Source organism: Halomonas rhizosphaerae (assembly GCF_030012485.1).
GTDB classification, from domain to species: Bacteria; Pseudomonadota; Gammaproteobacteria; order Pseudomonadales; family Halomonadaceae; genus Halomonas; species Halomonas rhizosphaerae.
In genome coordinates, this window is record NZ_JASCQQ010000037.1 from 67,787 (window position 1) to 84,939 (window position 17,153).

General features: G+C 54.3%; 15 protein-coding genes and 1 pseudogene. 6 read left to right on the forward strand and 10 right to left on the reverse strand.

Translation table 11 applies throughout. The annotated features are described in order from the left end of the window. Positions 1-23: 23 nt before the first annotated feature. The 6 genes and pseudogenes from QLQ86_RS17010 to QLQ86_RS17035 all read right to left on the reverse strand — a co-directional run bounded on the left by QLQ86_RS17010 (position 24) and on the right by QLQ86_RS17035 (position 5,185). A pseudogene (locus QLQ86_RS17010) lies at positions 24-1,280 on the reverse strand (ISL3 family transposase). A 118-nt stretch (positions 1,281-1,398) separates the two neighbouring features. Then, complete coding sequence (locus QLQ86_RS17015) at positions 1,399-2,172, reverse strand: hypothetical protein (RefSeq protein WP_282817762.1); 774 nt, start codon at positions 2,170-2,172, stop codon at positions 1,399-1,401. Between the two features lie 136 nt (positions 2,173-2,308). Beyond that, positions 2,309-3,082, reverse strand: a complete 774-nt coding sequence (locus QLQ86_RS17020) for a nuclease-related domain-containing protein (RefSeq protein ID WP_282817763.1) — start codon at positions 3,080-3,082, stop codon at positions 2,309-2,311. 73 nt (positions 3,083-3,155) lie between these two features. Then, positions 3,156-3,644, reverse strand: a complete 489-nt coding sequence (locus QLQ86_RS17025) for a hypothetical protein (RefSeq protein ID WP_282817764.1) — start codon at positions 3,642-3,644, stop codon at positions 3,156-3,158. A gap of 233 nt (positions 3,645-3,877) precedes the next feature. Further along, positions 3,878-4,411, reverse strand: a complete 534-nt coding sequence (locus tag QLQ86_RS17030) for a hypothetical protein (RefSeq protein ID WP_282817765.1) — start codon at positions 4,409-4,411, stop codon at positions 3,878-3,880. Between the two features lie 99 nt (positions 4,412-4,510). Further along, positions 4,511-5,185, reverse strand: coding sequence for a hypothetical protein (locus QLQ86_RS17035; RefSeq protein WP_282817766.1), 675 nt, complete (start codon positions 5,183-5,185; stop codon positions 4,511-4,513). Between the two features lie 458 nt (positions 5,186-5,643). On the opposite strand from QLQ86_RS17035, the gene QLQ86_RS17040 reads away from it, so the two are divergent. Genes QLQ86_RS17040 through QLQ86_RS17050 form a run of 3 tightly spaced genes read left to right on the forward strand, consistent with a single transcriptional unit; the run spans position 5,644 to position 7,825 of the window. Then, a complete protein-coding gene (locus QLQ86_RS17040) occupies positions 5,644-6,045 on the forward strand; it encodes a hypothetical protein (protein WP_282817767.1) in 402 nt (133 codons plus the stop codon). Positions 6,046-6,048: 3 nt separating this feature from the next. Then, positions 6,049-6,717, forward strand: coding sequence for an SOS response-associated peptidase (locus QLQ86_RS17045; RefSeq protein ID WP_282817768.1), 669 nt, complete (start codon positions 6,049-6,051; stop codon positions 6,715-6,717). Between the two features lie 55 nt (positions 6,718-6,772). Beyond that, complete coding sequence (locus QLQ86_RS17050) at positions 6,773-7,825, forward strand: helix-hairpin-helix domain-containing protein (protein WP_282817769.1); 1,053 nt, start codon at positions 6,773-6,775, stop codon at positions 7,823-7,825. Between the two features lie 4 nt (positions 7,826-7,829). Here QLQ86_RS17050 and QLQ86_RS17055 read toward each other — a convergent pair whose 3' ends face one another. The 4 genes from QLQ86_RS17055 to QLQ86_RS17070 all read right to left on the reverse strand — a co-directional run bounded on the left by QLQ86_RS17055 (position 7,830) and on the right by QLQ86_RS17070 (position 11,124). After that, a complete protein-coding gene (locus QLQ86_RS17055) occupies positions 7,830-9,104 on the reverse strand; it encodes a Y-family DNA polymerase (protein ID WP_282817770.1) in 1,275 nt (424 codons plus the stop codon). A 16-nt stretch (positions 9,105-9,120) separates the two neighbouring features. Continuing rightward, positions 9,121-9,561: a LexA family protein gene (locus tag QLQ86_RS17060; protein WP_282817771.1), complete on the reverse strand. Its 441-nt coding sequence runs from the start codon at positions 9,559-9,561 to the stop codon at positions 9,121-9,123. Positions 9,562-9,940: 379 nt separating this feature from the next. Then, positions 9,941-10,837 carry a nucleotide-binding protein gene (locus tag QLQ86_RS17065; RefSeq protein ID WP_282817772.1) on the reverse strand — a complete coding sequence of 299 codons (897 nt, stop codon included), beginning with the start codon at positions 10,835-10,837 and terminating at the stop codon, positions 9,941-9,943. Beyond that, positions 10,837-11,124, reverse strand: coding sequence for a hypothetical protein (locus tag QLQ86_RS17070; RefSeq protein ID WP_282817773.1), 288 nt, complete (start codon positions 11,122-11,124; stop codon positions 10,837-10,839). Before QLQ86_RS17070 ends, QLQ86_RS17065 begins: the two co-directional genes overlap by 1 nt. Before the next feature lie 730 nt (positions 11,125-11,854). Here QLQ86_RS17070 and QLQ86_RS17075 point away from each other — a divergent pair. The 3 genes from QLQ86_RS17075 to QLQ86_RS17085 all read left to right on the forward strand — a co-directional run bounded on the left by QLQ86_RS17075 (position 11,855) and on the right by QLQ86_RS17085 (position 17,025). Then, a complete protein-coding gene (locus QLQ86_RS17075) occupies positions 11,855-12,349 on the forward strand; it encodes a hypothetical protein (RefSeq protein ID WP_282817774.1) in 495 nt (164 codons plus the stop codon). Positions 12,350-12,645: 296 nt separating this feature from the next. Further along, positions 12,646-13,695, forward strand: a complete 1,050-nt coding sequence (locus QLQ86_RS17080; protein WP_282817775.1) for a calcium/sodium antiporter — start codon at positions 12,646-12,648, stop codon at positions 13,693-13,695. 2,109 nt (positions 13,696-15,804) lie between these two features. Further along, the gene (locus tag QLQ86_RS17085; RefSeq protein ID WP_282817776.1) at positions 15,805-17,025 is read left to right on the forward strand and encodes a ferritin family protein; all 1,221 of its coding nucleotides are present in this window, start codon (positions 15,805-15,807) and stop codon (positions 17,023-17,025) included. Positions 17,026-17,153 lie beyond the last annotated feature (128 nt).

Genomic DNA, 17,153 nt, shown 5'->3' on the forward strand with positions numbered 1-17,153 from the left:
CCTTAAACTGCTTCTTCGTCACTTCATGTGGATTTGGCCTGATCGATCAGGCGCCCCACTGGGCTGCCAATCAGATAGATCATCGCGATGAAGTTGGCTTCGTTCCGGTAGCCGCGTGCGCGTGATCGGGCCGCCTGGAAGAGACCGTTCATGCCCTCCAGACGGGCGTTTGTTAGGCCGGAGTCCAGCGCCTTACCACCTGCTCTGCGTGGCGCTCCAGCGTCGTCAAGGCCTTTGCCATCGGCGTGATCAGTGGCTGATCGGTGACTGCCTCGCGCATGACCTTGAGGTAGTTCGTGATGCGCCACCGAGCCGCTCGGGGCGTCGGGGCCATCTGGATCCAGCGCAGCTTCTCCTTGATCACCCAGGCATCGGCAGCTGCACTCTGATCGGCCACCAGCTCTTGGTGCGCCGCCAGCTGCTTGGGGGGTCAGGTTGTCGTTTTCCAGGCTCTTCAAGACCGCCCACCGAAGGGCTTTGGGGTGCCCCTTCTCACTCCGTTCTTTCTTTCGAGCCTCGTCCAGCGCCTTGGTGAAGGTCTGCACGATGTGAAACCAGTCGACCGTCACCTGGGCGTTGGGGAGGTTCTCGACAACGCCGCTCAGGAAGGCCTGAGACATGTCGCAGACCACCTCGACCACGTTGTCCGGGTCGCCGCCGTGCGCCGCCAGGAAGGCGCTGAAGGCCACGATGGTAACCTTGCCATGCCCCGGTACAGCGAAGATCACAAGCTCCTGCTTGCGCTGCATGTCGAGGAACACCGCGACGTAGCGCTGGCCGCGCCGGGAGGCCGTTTCATTCACCCAGACAGTGGCCACGCTGGACAGATCCAGCTCACCCAGCATCCGTCCCACATAGTGGTGCACGATGCGCCACAGGCGCTTGTCAGAGATCTCCAGTTGCCGGGAAACGGCCAGCACCGACACCTCCTTGACCAACGACATGGCGACCTGCTCGAACAGCAAAGTGAAGTCGCTGCCAGACCGCGCCCAGGGCACCTCGATGCGCTTGACGCCATGCTCGGTGCACTTGGTACGCAGCACCCGCGCATGCAAGTAACAGTGGTGCTGAAAGAAGATCAGATGTCGCCACGTCTTCTCGGCAAAGTCGTGTGCCGGGCAGGCCTTGCCGCACTCTGGGCAGGGGTTGAGGCAGCCTCGATCGGCCTCGACATAGAGATCCAGGCGGTGGGGTGACACGGCGGTATGCAGGTGCTGGTCCTTGAGGATCCAGGGCGTTTCCAGGCCCAGGCCGAGGGTCAGAATCTGGGTGCCGTCCATGCCATACCTCCTGTCGTCGTGGAGGTTATATCCTGGCCCAGCTCAGGGGGCGAATTCCAACCCCAACGACGAAGAGCCCTAAAACAGCGATGATCAGCTTTCGGTTTTGTGGTTAACTCTAATTTCTCTGGCTTAGTATGAGAACCCCTGTTATATTTCCTTCAGAAATTGTTACCAAACAATTATGGACTTTTTTATAATGCTTAGAAATTTTGGTATCTGTCGGTTTCAGCCTTGCTTCACAGAGCTTGCATTTCAATAAAACCCTTATGCCTGCGGGATTTTCTTTTTTTGTTGATACTTTATCTTTATTCACTGGTTCCCTCGGGCCATCAAGCTCCATTGGCATCCCAATACAGTTATACTTTTTCTTTGGGTCATAAAAATCCCACACTACCCTCTCATAAGCATCATATACGCAAAGCTGTCCGCTAAAGCTTCTGGCGTCACCCCTACACTCAAACACAATAATCTTGTCTTCAGCTTCCATAGATAGCTTTGTTGAATGATAGTAATCAGAGTACTCACATTGAGTTACAACGCCAAGTGAGGATAGCTTTGAGGCGCTATTCCTTATGTCTTTATCTCCTAAGCGGCTACGCTTACTATCCTCCGCATTATCCTCAAAACAAGGATGCAAATACCAAGGAGGTGAAAGAGGGGGATCCAACCAGACTGAACCCCCATTATGTTTAATAAAAAATACTGGATCACCACATTTTGGACATCGGGTCGGACGGCAGCTACTATCCCTTGAAATAGTTGATTTTGTGCTTGCCTGGTATCTTGAATGCTTCTCCCTGAAGCCACTCCTTCCACCTTTGCCCAGATGCCCATCTCCACCCCAGCCGCAGGTACATTCAGGAGGATGGTTCCATGCATTACATCCCATAGTTCACCATTTTTTCAGGTTTGTTTTTTGAGAGCAGGCTTACCGCAATGTATAAATAATATTACTCACCTAAGCAAATTTCTCCATACTTAGGATAAGATAATTAACATTAACAAAAGGTTCTTTTGGATAGTGCTCAACTGAGGCTTTGCACGACTTTGCACTTCGGGTATCCAGTACACCCCCAAAACTGATTCCCAACATTTTTACCCCTTTTCGATGTCCGCAATACCATGCTGCTACCGCACTTGGGGCATTTGCGCTGCGCATTAGGATCAGAACGAGTTTTAAGCCGTGCAACGTGTGCTCGGTGGCTCTCTCGTGTGGGAGCAAGCCTTCCCGCCTGGATTTTCGTGAAGACCTCTTGAACCTGCGCCTCAGATAGAACGACTTCCTGAAACGACTTGATGTAATTCACGTAACCGCCGCCACGTGTGACGTTCTTCGGCATCTTGGTCTTTAGCTTCTCACTACCAGTAAACACCACAATAGAATGAATGACTGCCGAAGGAACATCGAGGCCTTTCTCCAAAGCCTTTACATGTTTGTAGTTCTGGCGTAACGGATTTTGGAACCTGAAAGACTTCCGATAGATCTTTTGGGTCCATTGTGCCTGATGTTCTTCACCAAAGATCCAACCCTTCATGTTCTTTGTCTCCACGACGAAGATCCCGAATCGAGACACAAAGATATGATCAATCTGAGTTGAGCCGTCCGGCGTAGGCAGTGTAACATTGTGGATCGGCCGGTATGTCTCAGCTGGCAACCGAAACTTGGCGGCCGCTTTAACCAAAGCTTCACCGCACAAGCCTTTAAACCAAGGTGTCTTGATGAGACCAATCAGAAAGACAACGGGAATGACCCACCACAACGGTCTCAAGACTTCATTGATGAACAAAGAATGATCCAAGGTTGTATCTCACTGGAAAATTGTTGGAAAAGGCATCATGTTGAGTATGCCTGTAGTTATGGGCGCCCTACTTTTACTGCTCCTGACTCTTTAACGCTCGATAGCGTTCACATGCCTCTTCGCGGGCCTCAGCGCTTGCCGATTGCTGAAGAACCAGTCTGTTGCATTCCCTTCTCGCCAACTCAAGTGGAGAGGCTTGGCTGGCAGGGGCAACAAAAGCAATGGTAGGTCTGAAGGAGCCAGACGCTGCGCAGTACATATTCTTCGTCTTGTCGTATTTCAATCCGCTTCCGCGACTCTCGCGAAGATAACGGCATGCATCAACAAAGAATTCCTTTGCTGCCAAGGTGCACTTGGAGAAATCGGCCATTCTGTCTCTTTTGTCTACACAGACAGATTTGTCACGTATGCGCCACAATTGATGCTGGAACGAAATGCTCTGATCTTGGTGATCAACTACGACAGTTTTAACCTCTGTTCCCAACGACTCTTGCATATGATTGCTCACAGCACTTGAAGTGCTATCCAATACCGCTGCAAACAAGGCTGAAATTGGGTCCATGTGTTCCTCACGTTGAAAAACTATCGGTGATTAGGTAGCTTGCTCTGGTATTGGATAAACGCGCATACGTCTTTGCCTGTACATTGCTAGAGGGTCCCGAGCTGACGTGATATATTCATCAGCATAGGCTGAAAGACGTCATTCTGCCAAAAGCGGTCATTTAGATTTTCAGATGTATAACGCCCAGCACACGCGAAACTGGGCTGGCGCGGTTTTCACCGTTATGCTGATTGTTAGGGCTTTTTACTTTTAATTCGATCAAATTCATCAGGGTTCGCCTGGACGAAATCAAATTTGAATATCGCAATAGCGCGAAGTATTTCTCGAATAAGTCCCTCGATTTCTCTTAACTCCCTCTCGTCAAATTGCAGACCCTCCTGGAAGCGCTCCAAGGGCATCCTCACTCCATGATCATCGCAAGGCCTAATTGAAGATATGAGAAACTCCATCTCTTCTTCGTCGGAATGGCTTACTGATTTATCCCTCAGGTATAGTATTTTTTTCTTAAGCCCGATTTCCGCCGTCGACATCTCAAATCCAATTACTTCTAGATCAAACGGCCTCCTTCCGCGCCCTACTTTAAACGGGCGTGAAAATGCGACGATCATGGCGGTTTCAAAGCAACGGAATCTTCTCAAGTCGACATAGTTATACTCCTGCTCAAAGTCGCATTCGTCAAGTAGAAAAGTAAGAGCTGAAAGGGCCTGCTGAAAGTCCCAGCCCGAATATACAATTCTTTCCGTCATCACTTTCGAGGTTTCGGTCATGTGACTCCTCTCGCAAACAACCCAACGCCAGGCTCACGTGCCGTTTTGGAGTCGCGAAGCGTCGAAACCCGGTCGGTTTGCAGCCGATTGTTGTGTGACTTATGGCAGCATACTCCCATAACTTCGAATGTATTCCAATTGTTCAGGATCGGAAATAACAATTTCCCCATCGAGTAAATACTCCCAACTGCCGCCATGTGGAGCCGCATCCCCAGCCCAATAGCGATGTGCGTAGTCCTTATCACCTGTTCTGATAAACTCATCGAACCAGTGTGTGTTAACTTTCGAGAGAGCAATCTGATTGGTGATTTTCACGCTGACCATATAAACTTGATCTCCCAGCATTCTCTCAATGTGTTTGGCTCCCTCTTCGTTTTCATCTGCTAACCAAACGCATGAAAGCCGACTAACTTTGTCTGGGTAATCCGATCTCCTCAATTGCTCCAGCGACAACTCTGCTTCAGACAATTCCAGAATTCTCTGCTTTTCCTGTGCAGATACAAGGATCTCGTTCCCGTGGCCATCCACCATGTGTAACCTTCGCCGCAACATTGCCGCTTTGATCAAGGTCGTTGCGCTTCTGGGGGTTACAGCGCCACCTTGGTAACCGTTTTGGCGAAGATCTTCAATCGAAAAATCTTCGACAGGCTTATGTACTGCCCCCAAACCTGGTTCAATAAAAGCTAGATAATTCGGTGACCAAATCCGCCCAGCGATTGCAAAATTATTACAGGGCAGAAAATCGGCCAGACTGATTGCATGAAAATAGCTCATCAATTCAACCAACAGATATTAGGACGCTTGCTCGATATTTAACATGAACTCGCACGCTCGTTCAACAGCGTTATTCTGCAAGCTCGACCATCCATTACCCCATTGAAAACCTTATGAATTAAGCATAGCTCAGAAGTATAACACCAATTATCATGCATGCTGTATATCCCAATATGAACGTGCTCGCAGCCTTTCCCAGCATGACGGATTAGGTTCGTCAGCTGTCTTTTACTTTAATAAGCCAAATTAATCATCTCACACCAGCACACCATATACATCCCGAGTGTTTTAGCTCCTCGTCTTATACGACGATCAGTCCCTCTATTATCCCAGCACTTGCTATGCTGACATCGTGACCAGCAGGGAGGCTCTTCATCATGATACGAGTCGAGACGCTCGCGAGGCGAGCCTAGCAGTTCAAGGAGCAGGGTTATGCCATCGACGACATTGCCGATGCGATGGGCAAGCCGACCAGTGCCATCCAGCTTTGGATCGGTCGCTGGCCCGAGATCGCCCAGCAGGCTCCGCCCTGGCACGAGGGGCTAAGCACTCGCACCATGCACTGCCTCAGTGAGGCCGGTATCACTAGCCGAGAGGCCCTGGTTGAGGCGTGGGAGAACGGCAGGATCCAACGCGGTCAACCAACAGGCATCGGCGTGTCTCGACTGGTGGAACTCCGTCATTGGCTGGCAAACACGGGTACCGCGTTTGCCCCAGCACCGACCAAAACCATGATAATCGAGCTGTCACTCGACGCCGAGGCGGCACTCAACCATCTCAAGAAGGCGTCGGGGCAGAATGCCTCTCAGCTGATCAGCCAGCTGCTGGTCGAGGCCGATGAAATCAACAGGAGCGACTGACCCATGTGTGGACGCTTCGCGCTGTTCTCGGATCCTCCGCGCATCACGCGTCGCCTCGGTCTGCCCGAAGCAAAGACGCAATGGCAGGCACGCTATAACATCCCTCCCGGCACCTGGATTCCTGCCGCCCGACGGCGTGATAACGACTCTCCTCTGCTGCTTGATCAGGTATGGTGGGGCTACAAGCCTCAGTGGGCCAAGGAGAACGCCCCCGAGCCGATCAATGCCACTGTCGAGAAGGTGGCCACCTCCAGCTACTTCAAAGGAGCGTTTTCCCATCATCGCTGCCTTGTACCGGCCGATGGATGGTTTGAGTGGGTGGCAGTTGATGGTCACAAGCAACCTCACTTCCTGTGCCGGGAGGATCGGGAGCCCATCTGGCTGGCAGCCATCTGGGCCGAACGCGCAGACGGTGCACCCGGCTGCGCTATCCTGACCGAACCCGCTCGCGGAGTTGCCCAGCAGATCCATCCCCGCATGCCGCTAGTGCTAGATGACGAGAGCCTGGAGCCATGGCTCGATTCGGACATGACCGAACGCGAGACGTTGCGCCAGATCATTCATCACCTGAGCGCTGAGCACATCACTCACTGGCCAGTGTCATCTCGAGTCAACAAGCCCGCCGAGAACGATCCCAAACTGATCGAGCCTGTTACCTCGGGCTCCGATTGATATTTGTCCCTGCGCCAACGACCATAGTTCGTTTCACGCATGGAGCACACTGGAAATGGTCCTTCGTCTGTTCGTGGCCTGGCTGGCCCTCCTCCCCCTGTCCACGCAGGCCGATGTCCTGATGGGCAGCTGGAACATCAAGCACCTCGGTTGGAACAACGACAAGGCCATGCCTCAGGTGGCCCATGTGGCCAACCACTTCGACCTGCTCGCGATCCAAGAGCTGATGGATACCTCGGCCCTGGCCCGACTAGAGCAAGAAGTTGAAGCCATCTCCGGCGAGGCTTGGTCCTCCATGGCCAGCCGTGAGCTGGGCCACTCGTCGTACACCGAGCACTACGCCTTCCTTTGGCGCGAGAGCGAGGTCGCCTATTCGGACAGCGCGGTGGTGTTCCTCGATCACGGTGATGTCTTCAGCCGTGAGCCCTATGCGGCTCGTTTCCGTGATTTGGAGACTGATGACGTGTTCACCACCGCCACTGTTCATGTCGTCTACGGCGACGGCGTCAGTCACCGACTCCCGGAGATTGAGGCCCTGGCCGATTACTGGCAATGGCTGGACGAGATTGCACAAGGAACCCCACGGCTGCTGATGGGCGATTTCAATCTGGCTCCGGACCACGCTGGCTGGGCACCACTGAGAAGGCTCGGCGCGGAACCAGCGATCACCGACGGGCTCACTACCCTTTCCACCACAGCGGGTGGCTACAGTAACCTCTATGACAACATCTGGTACGACGCCTCTGTCCTGGATTCATCCGATCGCGGCATTTTGCGCTTCCCGGACCTCCTAACCATGGGCCACCAGGAGGCCCGTGACCGCATCTCCGACCACGCACCGGTCTATGTCGGCCTGAGCGGTGCCAAGCTGCACCCCGAGCACGCCACTGACGGGACCTCGGTGCCCCGCGCCTCGACACCTGAGTGCATCGATCTCAACACCAGCAGTGTCTCGCGCCTGGATGAGCTGCCTCACATCGGCCCTGCCCGAGCCAAGGACATCGTGGAAGCGCGGCCGTGGGCATCTGCTGATCACCTTACCCGTGTTAACGGACTTGGTACCGCCAGGGTGCAGGAGATCCAGACTAGCGACCTGCTGTGCCAGTGAGGAATTAGCGCACCTTGGGTAATTCGTCCCAGCGCGTCGTCCAGCGCGGTGTGCGGTTAGCGCAACGGAGATGCCAGGCAGCACCAGGTGAGGGGCGCCCAAACGTCACGGTGCCGCGACCCATCCGGCGGTTGAGGTTATCGAGGGTCGCCATAAGGCGGTCGTTACGCTCACGGTCGGCTCGGCTCTCCGTAGTATCCAGCAGCGAGAGCTGTTGCCGGTTGGCATCCACCAGATCGACCAGCATCACACCCGCTTTCATGAACAGGTAACATGGACGATAGATGGCATCGAATGCTTGGCTGGCGGCATGCAGGATGTCTCGACTATCGTCGCTGGGCGTTGGCAGCTCCACAATCGCGCTGGGTGAATACTGCGGAAGGTCAGGTCGGTGCCGGTTGGTTTTGAGGAATACGTAGACGGCACGCGCCACGCTGTCCTGAGCACGTAGCTTCTCGGCGCTGCGCTGAGCATACTGACGGATCGCTTGGTGGATCTCCTGCCGGTTGTCGGTTAGACGGCCAAAGGACCGCGAGGTCATGATCCGCTGACGCGCCTCCCCCGGGTCGTTCATCTCGATGCAGGGAACGCCCTTCAGCTCCAGGCAGGTACGCTCCAGGGTCACCGAGAAGCGCTGGCGAATCTGTTTCGGCTCCGCTTGTGCCAGGTCCCATGCCGTCTGCATGCAAAGCAGGCCAAGCCGTTCGACCAGCCGACGTCCCACACCCCATACATCACCTAGCGACACCTGCCGCAACAACGCCTCGCACTCAGCACTGCCGGGACTGAGTACACAGACGCCGCCATAGATCGGTATCTTTTTGGCCGCCCCGTGGGCCAGCTTGGCAAGGGTGCGGGTTGGGGCAATTCCAACGCTGACGGGGATATGCGTGAAGCGCCGTACCTTGGTGAACAGTTCCTGCGCATGGGCATGCATCTGGCCTGGGGCGAAGCCGTCGAAGCGCACGAACATCTCATCGATCGAATACGGCTCGACTCCTGCCGAGAATTCCTCCAGCACATGCTGTACCCGAGCAGACATGTCGCCATAGAGTTCGTAGTTAGACGACAGCAGCTGGATCCGGTGCTGACGCAGCAGCGGCCTCAGCTCAAAGGCCGGCGTGCCCATCTCCACGCCCAGAGCCTTGAGTTCATTGGAGCGTGCGATCACGCAACCATCGTTGTTGGAGAGCACCCCCACGGGAACACCCTCCAGACGGGGCTGGAAGGCCCGCTCACAGCTAACGTAGAAGTTATTGCAGTCGATGAGCCCGATCATAGCGTTGGCTTCCAGGCTACACCGGGTACTCATGAACCACGGCACGCACTACGCCCCATGCCTGGCACTCCAGGTCAGCAGCCGGGATCGGTCGATAGCTGGGGTTACCTGAGGTTAGGTAGGGGCGATTGCCCAGCAGCTCATAGCGCTTCACCACCAGCTCCCCTTCCACTGACGCCACCAAGATGTGTCCCGGCCTCGGCTCGATAGCGCTATCGACCACAAGGAGATCGCCAGCATGGATGCCGAGCGCTTCCATGCTGTCGCCTGTCACCGTCATGAAGAAGGTCGAGGACGCTCGCTTCACCAGCCGTTCGTTGAGGTCCAACGTGCGGCCCTCGTAGTCCTGGGCCGGGCTGGGAAAGCCAGAGAGCCCGCCACGCGTGAGCGTCAACGGAAAAGGGAGCGGGAGGGACGGCGGTGCCGGATGGGCACGGGTGAGCGCGTCGTGGGACATGATGGCCTCCTATCGATACCTGATATTTATACAGTATCGTGCAGGAGGCATCGCCTGCCAAGACCTCTGGCCACTCGTGGGGCTGGACTTGGCCTACTCCATTGGCAGCAGGGGGATTTTTTTGGCCGTGCTCCATCAAAGAAAACTGAATTCCAGCATGCAGCCAGAAGCATTAATTTAGTTTTTGCTGATGTGAAGCGTAGCAAGTATGAGTTGGAACACGCAGTGTGGAAGTTCCTCTGGCTGGGTTTGTTAAAGCATTTCCCTGATAAGCTTCTGATGTCTTCTAGAAATCAATACCGTCCATTAATAAATCTAGGCGAAGAAAAACCATATACTATAACTGCTACAACGCTCTTTCGGTGGTAGCGCGCGCATATCAAGCGCGCATGACTTTGTTCCAATCTATACTATGACCAGCCGCTTCAAGTTCTCGCGCAAGTGCCTGCTTCCAGCCACCATTACTGTCCATTGTCTCCCAGACGACACCTGCAAAATCACTTGGAATTTCCAACGTGCCGCGCTTGAGGGCGCATACTTTGTCTCGGCCCAAGCGGCCAATGAAATAGCCAAGTTCCAATAATACATTCTGCCGAGCCCGTGGCTCGGGTTTACCTCCCTTTGCGCAGCCCTCATCATCTGGTGTGAGAAGGACTACCGCAAACCCAACATCGCTGTGCGCAACGACCTTTTCGATAATGGTTCTTCCTTGATTGGCCTGTTCATGGAGAATGACTGCCTCCAAACTAATACGTTCCAGAAAGCGAGCCACTGTTTCGCGCGCACCATCGTCATGCCCGTGAACAATAAATATCTTTCGTGAGAATGGTGGCTTCAACACAGTTTCAGCACTTCCCTTTGATTGAACATAGCTCTTGTAATCACGAACGAAGGGGATGATAAGCTGCCCAGTAAGCGCATGAATACCGGCGATGACTTTCTTCCCAGAATAGAAAAAATGATGGGCGAAGTTGGTAGCGTAACTAGGATCATCGGCTAGTTTCTCGATCAAAAGTAACGTCAACCCCATCGTTTTGTTGGGGTCATCTGGCCACGCAAGCTGGGCGCTTCCAACCATGCTACCCCCAGTTTTTTCGCTTTCCGCAATGAAAGCATCGAGGTCGACCCCTTTCGTCAGTTCCTCGTTGTAAGGTTCAAGATCAGGATGCCGCAACAATTGGGCAAGCTTTTTCAATGGACGTTCGTACGTCTGTAACTGCGAATTTTGTAAGTCAAAAACAGCGTTGTTAATTTCTGCGAAAATATCGTGAGCCATCATTTATCCTCGTCAGCCTGCAATCGGGCCTCAGCGGCTTTTTGGAGAATGTTTTCTCTATAGCTATCTTTCATTTGATCGGCAAGCGACCCGACAATAGGGTTATCGACGTGCGGTTCAACACGACTATCAATCATTCGATTCACTGACTGGATAGCAGCTTCAATACTGGCAGGATCATGAGGGTCAAAGTTAACGACGCCCAACTCGCCATCCAATTCACTCAATGCTTGCTCTGCTTCTTTTAGCTCTTTTTGCAACTTTTCAAGTCCAGTAATTTTAAGCATGGCTACCTCTTGATTATGATTTATCAGCGCACCTTGGCCAATGAGCTAACTTTTTGAACTACTAAATTCCTGATCGCGAGCATTACTGAGCTTTCCCTGTATCAACGTATCCGCCTTGCATGTTAGCTATACCGATACAGCCTCTCTTTCCCGAACCCACCAACTCTTTGCTTATTAACGCTCGTATTATATAGCATGCTTAATATTCCGCTTGCATGCTAACGCGCGCTCAGCAACATTGTACCGTACGTAAACATTATTTATGTTATTAAAATTAATTAAAATTTGACAGTATAATACCGGACATCGTGACAGCTGCATAATCCGGATTTAGGTGGCCCCAACCATTACCTGTATAATCGCTTTGAGTCGTTCCGTGTCTTTCACCTGATACACCGAGTTTGAACGCATCCCCTTCATATGAGCAGGCACGCTACCGCTAGGGAATCCTGGCGCGAGCAAACGCCTCCCCTTCCATGGAAGCCCAAAGCGTCGCCATTTAGAGACACAGCGGCATCAGGCAGATACATACTTTCACATGACAGCCTAATCAACCTTCAGACGATTAGCGAATGGTAGCTTTGAGTCGTGTCAAATTGGTGCTACGTCGGTCATAGGTGGGAGGAGGTCTATGTAAGAAATTGCCGACATATCCTGTAATCCATTGCCCATGAAGGAAAATATACGCCGTGCTAGCTGCTACCCTAACGGCCTTGCCAAGGAGGACAGAATGCGACTCATCGCGATGGCTATAGCTTTAATGCCGCTGGCCGTGCACGCCCAGGTCATGAAGTGCCCTGATGGCTCGTACAGCGATCAATGTCCGGGAGGAGAGGCCTTCCAGGGTAGCGGCGTTTCTAGCTATTCAGCTCCTGAGCGGCACCCTATTCGCCCGCTACCTAGCACTAGACGCTCTAGTGGCGAGAAAAATACTGGAGGCAGCACGTCAATGCGCCCGTCCTCAGGCCCGAGTTCGGTAGCAGACCGCGCCAGAGGTATGGGGATCAGCCGGAATGACTTGGTAAAGGCTCGAAGTCGCGGAATCATCCTGATTGGTATGGAAGAGAAGGACGTCATCGATATCCTTGGCAAGCCAAGTGATGTCGATACCAGCAATGGATATGGTTCCCGCTGCAAAACCATGTATTGGCATGACCGCCGAGGCAATCTGACTGACTACGTCAGCACCTGCGGCGGCAGAGTCGATTACTACAGTAAAGGCTAGACCAGTCGGTGGTCGACAAATGAGGCACCCGCGAGTGCCTCACTGCCTGGGGTATAAGAAGCAGCTGGAGGCAACCTGGCTACCAGAGGAGGAAACGGAGTCCCGACGACGTCATCCCCGCTATGTATACCTCCGCTCAACATACCTTCCGATGAAGCCTGCATCAGCAACCACGAGCTGCCCCTTTATCCCCCCCCAGCGACTCGGTTGGAGATTCCCGCTGCGCGCACCGACGCTTGGCCTAGGATGAAGAACGGGCATGATGTGGCTCCTCACTAGGCTAAGGGGATACGGGAATGACCATCGCCGCTTTCGTAGTTGGGCTTGTGCTGTTGATCGTTGGAGCGGAAGGGCTGGTCCGGGGAGCTTCACGGCTGGCCGCCCGCCTGGGTATCTCATCGCTGATCATCGGCCTGACAGTCGTCGCCTTTGGCACCAGCTCGCCGGAACTGGCAGTCAGCCTCAAGGCGGCTATGGACGGTCAAGCCGGGCTTGCCATGGGCAATGTAGTAGGAAGCAACATATTCAACGTGTTGTTCATCCTCGGCCTCTCGGCACTGATCGTGCCAATGGCGGTGGCCCAGCAACTGGTGCGCATCGATATCCCACTGATGGTAGCCCTGTCGGTGCTGGTGCTACTGATGTCGCTGGACGGGGCCATCGGACGCTTCGATGGTCTGGTGCTCGTGACCGCTCTCGCCGCCTATACGACCTTCCTGCTGCGTCAGGGCAGGCGTGCTGCCAGTCCTGAATCCACCACCAGGACCTCACCGCCCTGGGTCATTGACCTGCTGCTGGTGTCGGGCGGCCTGGGCCTGCTGGTGATCGGTTCGCGCTGGTTTGTCGAGGGTGCCGTGGCCTTCGCCGCCTACCTGGGAGTCAGTGATCAGGTGATCGGGCTGACCATTATCGCTGCGGGCACATCGCTACCCGAGTTGGTGACCTCAATCATCGCGGCCTTGCGCGGTGAACGCGACATCGCCGTGGGCAACGTGGTGGGCAGCAACGTCTTCAACATTCTCGGCGTTCTTGGTCTCACTGGCCTGCTGGCTCCCTCAGGTATTGCTCTCTCGGAAGCCATGATCGGTTTCGATTTGCCGGTGATGATCGCGGTTGCCTTGGCGTGCCTACCGATCTGCTTTACCGGAGGCCAGATCAGCCGCTGGGAAGGAGGCGTTTTTTTGGGGTACTACCTGGCATATACCCTTTATCTGCTACTGGCAGCGGCACGCCACGATGCCCTGCCTGGATTTGGCGTGGTGATGCTCTACTTCGTATTGCCGATTACGGCGCTGACGCTGGCTCTGCTCATGTTTCGGGATCTTCGGCGGCCGCGAATACCCTGAGGGCGATGGGCTGTCTCCCATCGAGTACGAGCGGTGTTACACCCAGAGCCTGACGGATGTCTAGAATACCCGGGGCGGTTCAGGTGTAGGCAACGTACCCCGGTTGGTGAGGCGAGAGTCGCGCCATCGGGCCTAGCTGAGTTGGCTCAACCAGGATAGAGCCATGGATCCTCCCTACCCCACAGCCCTATTTTCGCCTTCCAGCAAGCGGGCTGCGCCACGGAGTACCTTCACGCGCAGAGGGGGCTTGGGGAGATGTGGTGTAGGCAACGCACCCCGGCTGGTGAGGTGAGAGGCGAATTATCGTGCCCAGCTGGGGGTGCCAAACTGGATAGAGCCGAGGATCCTCCCTACCCTACGGCCCTATTTTCACCTTCCAGCAAGCGGGAGCGCCACGGAATACCTTCAACGCGCTATGGGGATCTGGGGATATGTGGTGTAGGCAACGTACCCCGGTTGGTGAGGCGAAAGGCGGGCCATCGGGCCCAGCCGAGTTGGCTCAACCAGGATAGAGCCATGGATCCTCCCTACCCCACAGCCCTATTTTCGCCTTCCAGCAAGCGGGCTGCGCCACGGAGTACCTTCACGCGCAGAGGGGACTTGGGGAGATGTGGTGTAGGCAACGCACCCTGTTTGGTGAGTCGAGAGGAAGGCCATCGGGCCTATCTGGGGGTGCCAACCTGGATAGAGCCGTGGATCCTCCCTACCCCACGGCCCAACTTTCAGCCAGCGGCGCGCAGAATGCGCCACGGAATACCTTCACACCCAGATGGACCTGGGACGATGTGGTGTAGGCAACGCACCGAGGGGGTGAGGTGAAAAGCGGGCCATCGTGCCGAGCTGAGCGGAGCCCACAGGAATTGGGCAGTGGATCCTCCCTACCCTACAGCCCTATTTTCACCTTCCAGCAAGCGGACTGCGCCACGGAATACCTTCATGCGCAGATGGGACCCGGGGCGATGTGGTGTAGGAAACGTACCCCGGCTGGTGAGGCGAAAGGCAGGCAATCGTGTCCAGCTGGGGGTGCCTAGCTGGATAGTGCCGAGGATCCTCCATACCATACGGCCCTATTTTCACCTTTCAGCAAGCGGGCTGCGCCACGGAATGCCTTGATTGGCGCCACGGAATGCCTTCATGCCCCATGGGGACCTGGGGGGATATGGTATTCGCAACGCACCCTGGTTGGTGGGTCGAGAGGCGGGCCATCGGGCCTATCTGAGGGTGCCAAACTGGATAGAGCCGAGGATCCTCCATACGCTACGGCCCTATTTTCACCTTCCAGCAAGCGGGCTGCGCCACGGAATGCCTTGATTGGCGCCACGGAATGCCTTCATCCGCCATGGGGACCTGGGGGGGGATATGGTATTCGCAACCCACCCTGGTTGGTGGGTCGAGAGGCGGGCCATCGGGCCTATCTGAGGTTGCCAACCTGGATAGAGCCGTGGATTCTCCCTACCTCTCGGCCCAACTATCAGCTATCGGCGCGCAGAATGCGCCACGGAATACCTTCATGCGCCACGGAATACCTTCATGCCCCATGGGGACCTGGGGGGGATGTGGTGTAGGCAACGCACCCGGCTGGTGAGGTGAGAGGCGAGCAATCCTGCCCAGCTGGGGGTGCCAAACTGGATAGAGCCGAGGATCCTCCATACCCTACGGGCTCTTCGCTTCCGGTGAGCTATCGTGCCAAGTTGACCGCCCTCCAGCCTCTTTCCAACGTGCCATCTTAGCTGGGATAGTGACCAGCAACAGGATATAGGGTATGTAACGCATCATCGACCATGGCTGACCCATGAACCATCGTGTCTAAATATGTCGCTAGACTAGAAGGCTTGTCAGGAGCGCCCAAGGAAAACATGTTCACCATCATCGATGATCAATCAGCCATAATGTCAGTTGTTGCAGTAAACACGACACGACGACTTCCATCACCCTGCGGGGAGTGCATTCCTTACCATCATGATCAATAGCCTGAACGATAAATCGCGTTGATACCACAGCCTCTAGGTTCAGCAGGTACATCAGTAGTAGGTCCTTTGCTGCATTATTCGAGTGCTTAAACAGGTGTTTTATGGTTTTTGGTAGGCAGACTATGGAAGGAGGTTGAATATGCCAGTCACAAAAGTAGAGCGTGAGAGGCTTTACGAACAGGTGTGGTCGCGTCCGATGAGCCACTTGGCACAACTGTATGGCGTTTCGGGCCAAAAGCTTAAGGATATTTGTGAAAGAGCAAATATTCCAACCCCTACCTCAGGCCACTGGTCACGCGTCGCCGCTGGAAAGGCCGTGCATCAACCGAAACTTCCTAAATCATCTCCGGAGTCAATATGGGTAACTATTGCTCCTACCGTCCATCGCAAAAAAAAGCCAGCACCTTCCTGCCATGAAGAAGGTCCAAGTACAACAACTCATCCAGCAGCCGATCTGGATGCAGTGGTATCAACAAAAACTACCAAGTCCAGGCGAGATGATGACTTGGTGGTACCAGCTAAGCTGGGGCGTGCACATCGGATCATCGCGGGCTGGCTTGCGGAACACAAGCAGAGGGAGGAGGAAGCCAAGCAGCACCACTGGATTAATTTCCCTCCTACACCCTTCTCCCCCATGGATCGACGCCGCCATCGCATTTTGGATACTTTTCTCAAAGCTATTGAGAATGTAGGAGGCAAAGCCCTGGAAGAGGAACGCAGGTCATTGGCTGTCGAGTTAGAAGGGGAGAAGATCCCTTTTCAACTTCGCGAAAAGCAAAAACAGATTCGCCGCCCACTAACCGATACTGAGAAACGCTGGCACAGGCCCGGAGACAAGGAGTGGCGGCAGGAGCTTCAGCCCACGGGAAAGCTCATCTTTGAGGTCAAGCGCTACCTTCCTTCAGGTTTCAAGACCCAATGGCTGGAAACTGACGAATCTCCCATGGAAGAGCTTCTTTCTGAGATTTTCAAGACACTACGACAGGTTGCTCCGATACTAGCACAGCAGACACGGGAAAGGTTGGAGCAAAAGCGGCTTGCTGACATAGCAGCCCATGAGCGCTATTTGGTCGAGCAGGCTCGCAAGCGTGACGACAATCAGTGGCAACGGTTTCTCGAAATTGCCGACACATGGCAGCATTACGAGCATGCACGTAACTTCCTAGAAGCCCTCAAGCAGGTCGACATCACTCCAGACTGCAAGGTGGGAGAGAAAGCGCTGGCGGAGTGGATATGCTGGGTAGAACGCCGAATTCAAGCTGGGAATCCGCTGAATCAAGGCTTAGAAGCGATTTTTTCTGATATAGAAAAAATCACTAGCTACACATATTCTAAAAAGATGAATCATTGGAGAGACTAAGGGAACCGCTGAACAATTCGCTTCTGATTGGCTGAACCGCTCAGCCTAGTCAGATCATCGTCTCAGTGGTCATTTCATGACCACCTCAGGTGGTCTGTTTTTCCCTAATAGCCGTGTTTTCCAGCTGT

Excerpts from the sequence above, each read along its gene's own strand:
- QLQ86_RS17045 (WP_282817768.1), top strand. The coding sequence starts at position 6,049 with ATGTGTGGACGCTTCGCGCTGTTCTCGGATCCTCCGCGCATCACGCGT.
- QLQ86_RS17065 (WP_282817772.1), bottom strand. The coding sequence starts at position 10,837 with ATGGCTCACGATATTTTCGCAGAAATTAACAACGCTGTTTTTGACTTA.
- QLQ86_RS17030 (WP_282817765.1), bottom strand. The coding sequence starts at position 4,411 with ATGACCGAAACCTCGAAAGTGATGACGGAAAGAATTGTATATTCGGGC.
- QLQ86_RS17060 (WP_282817771.1), bottom strand. The coding sequence starts at position 9,561 with ATGTCCCACGACGCGCTCACCCGTGCCCATCCGGCACCGCCGTCCCTC.
- QLQ86_RS17035 (WP_282817766.1), bottom strand. The coding sequence starts at position 5,185 with ATGAGCTATTTTCATGCAATCAGTCTGGCCGATTTTCTGCCCTGTAAT.
- QLQ86_RS17015 (WP_282817762.1), bottom strand. The coding sequence starts at position 2,172 with ATGGGATGTAATGCATGGAACCATCCTCCTGAATGTACCTGCGGCTGG.
- QLQ86_RS17070 (WP_282817773.1), bottom strand. The coding sequence starts at position 11,124 with ATGCTTAAAATTACTGGACTTGAAAAGTTGCAAAAAGAGCTAAAAGAA.
- QLQ86_RS17080 (WP_282817775.1), top strand. The coding sequence starts at position 12,646 with ATGACCATCGCCGCTTTCGTAGTTGGGCTTGTGCTGTTGATCGTTGGA.
- QLQ86_RS17075 (WP_282817774.1), top strand. The coding sequence starts at position 11,855 with ATGCGACTCATCGCGATGGCTATAGCTTTAATGCCGCTGGCCGTGCAC.
- QLQ86_RS17085 (WP_282817776.1), top strand. The coding sequence starts at position 15,805 with ATGCCAGTCACAAAAGTAGAGCGTGAGAGGCTTTACGAACAGGTGTGG.
- QLQ86_RS17025 (WP_282817764.1), bottom strand. The coding sequence starts at position 3,644 with ATGGACCCAATTTCAGCCTTGTTTGCAGCGGTATTGGATAGCACTTCA.
- QLQ86_RS17055 (WP_282817770.1), bottom strand. The coding sequence starts at position 9,104 with ATGATCGGGCTCATCGACTGCAATAACTTCTACGTTAGCTGTGAGCGG.
- QLQ86_RS17050 (WP_282817769.1), top strand. The coding sequence starts at position 6,773 with ATGGTCCTTCGTCTGTTCGTGGCCTGGCTGGCCCTCCTCCCCCTGTCC.
- QLQ86_RS17040 (WP_282817767.1), top strand. The coding sequence starts at position 5,644 with ATGGGCAAGCCGACCAGTGCCATCCAGCTTTGGATCGGTCGCTGGCCC.